Annotated in this window: 4 protein-coding genes; all 4 read right to left on the reverse strand. The window is 68.1% G+C overall.

All coding sequences use genetic code 11. The annotated features are described in order from the left end of the window. Positions 1–1,326 (reverse strand): DEAD/DEAH box helicase family protein (locus AB1346_03900; protein ID MEW6719574.1); only part of this gene is annotated, 1,326 nt, incomplete at its 3' end. Positions 1,327–1,340: 14 nt separating this feature from the next. Next, positions 1,341–2,264, reverse strand: coding sequence for a diguanylate cyclase (locus AB1346_03905; protein MEW6719575.1), 924 nt, complete (start codon positions 2,262–2,264; stop codon positions 1,341–1,343). 19 nt (positions 2,265–2,283) lie between these two features. After that, entirely contained in the window at positions 2,284–3,726 is a 1,443-nt protein-coding gene (gene cysS, locus AB1346_03910) for a cysteine--tRNA ligase (protein ID MEW6719576.1), read from the reverse strand. After that, positions 3,723–4,345, reverse strand: a 623-nt coding sequence (ispF, locus tag AB1346_03915) for a 2-C-methyl-D-erythritol 2,4-cyclodiphosphate synthase (protein ID MEW6719577.1), incomplete at its 5' end; no start/stop codon positions are given. The genes ispF and cysS, both read right to left, overlap by 4 nt.

Here is a 4,345-nt window from a genome sequence, read left to right on the forward strand (position 1 = left end):
CCGGATCTCGCCCAGGAGGTCATCCACCTGCTTCGACGCCGGCCGCACCTCGACCTCGGGATCGACCAGACCCGTCGGGCGGATGATCTGCTCCACCACCGCGCCGGCGCTCTCGCGCAGCTCGTACTCCGCGGGGGTCGCCGAGACGAAGACGACCTGCTTCACCCGCGCGTCGAACTCCTCGAACCGCAGCGGCCGGTTGTCGAGGGCGGAGGGGAGCCGGAACCCGAAATCGACCAGCGTGCTCTTCCGGGAGCGGTCGCCGTTGTACATCCCGTTGAGCTGGGGGACCGTCACGTGCGACTCGTCGAGGAAGGCGACGAAGTCCTTCGGGAAGTAGTCGAGCAGCGTGTACGGCGGCTGGCCGGGCGACCGCCCGTCGAAATGGCGGGAGTAGTTCTCGATCCCGGAGCAGAACCCCATCTGGGCGATCATCTCGAGGTCGTAGGTCGTCCTCTGCTTCAGCCGCTCGGCCTCCAGCAGCTTCCCCGCCGCGGCCAGCTCCGCGAGCCTCCCTTCGAGCTCCTCCCCGATCTGCCGGACGGCGCGCTCCACCTGGTCCTCCGGGGCGACGTAGTGGCTCGCCGGGAAGATGACCGTTTCCTTCAGATCCCCCAGGCGCGTCCCACGCAGCGGGTCCACGTACCGGAGCCGCTCGATCCGGTCCTCGTCGTACTCGATCCGGAGAACCTTCTCCTCTTCGTACGCCGGGAACAGCTCCACCGCTTCCCCGCGGACACGGAACGTCCCCCGGTGGAAGTCGACGTCGTTGCGCTCGTACTGGAGGTCGACCAGCCGCCGGAGCAGCGCGTTGCGGGGGAAGTCGGCCCCCTCGGACACGCGGACGGTCATCTGCCCGTAGAACTCCGGCGAGCCGAGCCCGTAGATGCAGGAGACGGATGCGACGACGATGACATCGGGGCGGGTCATCACCGACTTCGTCGCGCTGTGCCGCATCTTGTCGATCTGCTCGTTGATCGCCGAGTCCTTCTCGATGAAGGTATCGGTCTGGGGAACGTACGCCTCGGGCTGGTAGTAGTCGTAGTAGGAGACGAAGTACTCGACGGCGTTTTCCGGGAACAGCTCCTTGAACTCCGCGTAGAGCTGGGCGGCGAGCGTCTTGTTGGGGGCGAGGATCAGCGCGGGGCGGTCGATCCGGGCGATGACGGAAGCCATCGTGTAGGTCTTCCCCGAGCCCGTGACCCCGAGGAGCACCTGCCGGGGGAGCCCCCGGACCAGGCCGTCCGCAAGCTCGGCGATCGCCGCGGGCTGGTCCCCGGCGGGCTCGAACGGAGCCGCCATCCTGAAAATGCGTTGGGGAGGCATGCTTCGCAGGCGCCTTATTCGCCCGCCCCTGACGGAATGAAGGGACCGCGGGCGACGACCCGATTCCTGCCGCTGTCCTTTGCCGCGTACAGGGCGTCGTCGGCCTGCGCGATCATCGAATCGATGGTCGAACCGGTATCGGGGGAATAGGCGGTCACGCCGACGCTGATGGTGATCGACAGGTTGGCCAGCGTGTCGGGGCCGGCGCAGACGAACCGGCGGCTCTGGACGGCGCTCCGGATCCGCTCCGCCAGCTCCACGGCTTCCGGAAGCGGGCGGTTCGAAGCCAGGACGACGAACTCCTCGCCTCCGAATCGCCCGACGACCGCATCGTTCCCGGCGTTGTCCGCGGTGGTCTGCGCCACCTGGCGGAGGACCTCGTCGCCGCTCATGTGGCCGTACGTGTCGTTGACCTTCTTGAAATGGTCGATATCGAGGATCATGAACGACAGCGGCTCCCGGTACCTGGAAGCCCAGTCGATCTCCTCGTTGAACCGTTCCATGAAGGTCCGCCGGTTGAGCACTCCCGTCAGGGCGTCCTGCCGAAGCTTGTTTTCCATGTCCCGGACCCGTTCGGCTGTCGTGGCGATTATATCCATCTTCGCCAGGATCTCTTCATCCAGGTACGGACGATGGAGGTAGTCGAACGCGCCCATCCCGTATCCCTTTGACATCTGCCCCAGTCGCCGCCTCGGCGGCGAGAGCAGTACCGGGATGTCGCGCGTCGAAGGAGCGTCCTTGAGGAGCGCAAGCAGATCCAGCCCGCCCCGATCGGTGAACTGCGTGTCCAGGATGATGACGTCGGGGAACTCCTTGTAGACCTGCTCGATGACGTTGCCGCCCTTGTCGGCGAAAATGCAGTCGTGGTCTCCCGCCTGGAGGGCCCTCCCGAGAGTCTTGCGGACCTCCGCGGCATCCGAGGCGACGAGGATCTTCATCACGGAACCGCGCCCCCGCTCATTCCCTGTATTTCCATGTTGTGCCGCCTTTCCCGTCCTCGAGGAGGACACCGGAAGCGTCAAGCTCCTTCCGGATCCGGTCGGCCTCGGCGAAGTTCTTCGATGCGCGGGCGGCCCGCCGGGCCTCGATCCGCGCGAGGATCTCGCCTTCCGGCATGCGGCCCCCGCCCTCCTGGAAATACGCGGCCGACGGCGACGTCAGCAGGCCGAGGACGGCGAACAACGGTTCAACGCCCGCGTACCCGGCGAGGAACGCCCCGGCGCGCTCCGGCTCCGACGCCGGGTCCGCGGGCGCCAGCCGGTTCAGCGCGCGGACGGCGTCGAAGAGGCGGCCCAGCGCCGCCGCGGTGTTGAAGTCGTCGTCCATCGCCTCGGAGAACCGCCTCGGCGCCTCCGCCAGCGGCGCGAATTCCTCCCCCGCCGGGACCGCGGTGGGCGATGCGCCCGCCGCGCGGCACCCTTCCGCCTTCTCCTTGACGCGGTAAAGCCGGTCGAGCCCCGCCTTCGCCTCGGCGAGGCTCTGGTCGGAGTAGTCGATCGGGCTGCGGTAGTGGCTCGAGGCGAAGAAGAAGCGGAGCACCTCGGGCTTCACCGTGCCCAGGACCTCGCGCAGGGTGAAGAAGTTCCCCAGCGACTTGCTCATCTTCTCGTTGTCGATGTTGACGAACCCGTTGTGGAGCCAGTACCGCGCGAACGGCTTCCCGGTGGAGGCCTCCGACTGGGCGATCTCGTTCTCGTGGTGGGGGAACACGAGGTCCTTCCCGCCGCCGTGGATATCGAACGTCTCCCCCAGGTGCTTCATCGACATGGCGGAGCACTCGATGTGCCACCCGGGGCGGCCGGGCCCCCACGGGCTGTCCCACGCGGGCTCGCCGGGCTTCGACGCCTTCCAGAGCGCGAAGTCGAGCGGGTCGGCCTTCCGCTCGTCCACGTCGACGCGCGCGCCCGACAACAGGTCCTCGACGTTCTTCCCCGACAGCTTCCCGTACTCGGGGAACCCCTTCACGGAGTAGTAGACGTCCCCGTCGACCGCGTACGCCTTCCCCTGCCTCACGAGGTCGGCCACCAGGGCGACGATCTCCGGGATGTGCTCCGTCGCCTTCGGCTCGGCGTCGGGGCGCAGCAGCCCCATGCGGTCGAAGTCCTCGTGGAACGCCTTGATGTATTTCGTGGACACCGCGAGGTAGTCGCTCCCCTCCTCCCGGGCCCGCTTCAGGATCTTGTCGTCGATGTCGGTGAAGTTCCGGACATAGGTCACGTCGTATCCCGCATGGCGCAGGTACCGGACGATGATGTCGAACGCCACGTTCGCGCGGGCGTGCCCGATGTGGCAGAGGTCGTACACCGTGACGCCGCACACGTACATCCCCACCCTGCCCGGCTCGCGCGGGACGAACGGTTCCTTCCGGTTCCCCATCGTGTTGAACACGGTCAGGCTCATCCCGCCGATCCCCCGTCTCCCTTATTCCTCGCTCCCCGCAGCAGCGCGACCGCCCACGCGGAGATCCCCTCGCCGCGCCCCTCGAATCCCATCCCCTCCGTGGTCTTCCCCTTCACGCTTACCCGCTCCGGCGGCACGGACAGGATCCCGGCGATCGCCTCCCGCATCGCGTCCGCCAGCGGGGCGATCCGCGGCTCCTCGCACATTACCACGGCGTCGATCCCGAGGACGCAGAATCCCTTCTCCGCCATCCGGGAGCGGGCGTGGGCGAGGATGGCGCGGCTGGAGATGCCGCGGGTCTCCTCCTTCCCCGGCGGGAAGTGGAAGCCGATGTCCCGGTCGGTGATGGCGCCGTAGATCGCGTCGGCCAGCGCGTGCAGGAGGACGTCGCCGTCGGAATGCCCGAGGAGCCCCTTCGGGTGGTCCACCCGGATCCCCCCCAGCCACAGCGGGCGGCCGTCCTCCAGCCGGTGGGCGTCCCCGCCCATCCCGACGCGGAGGTCGGGCTCCTCGTCCAGGAGTCCCGCCGCCATCCTCATATCCTCGGGGAGGGTGATCTTGATGTTCGCCGCCTCGCCGGGCACGGCGGTCACCGGGTAGCCGGCCGCTTCCGCCAGGG

Source organism: Thermodesulfobacteriota bacterium (genome assembly GCA_040758155.1).
Taxonomy (GTDB): Bacteria; Desulfobacterota; Deferrimicrobia; order Deferrimicrobiales; family Deferrimicrobiaceae; genus UBA2219.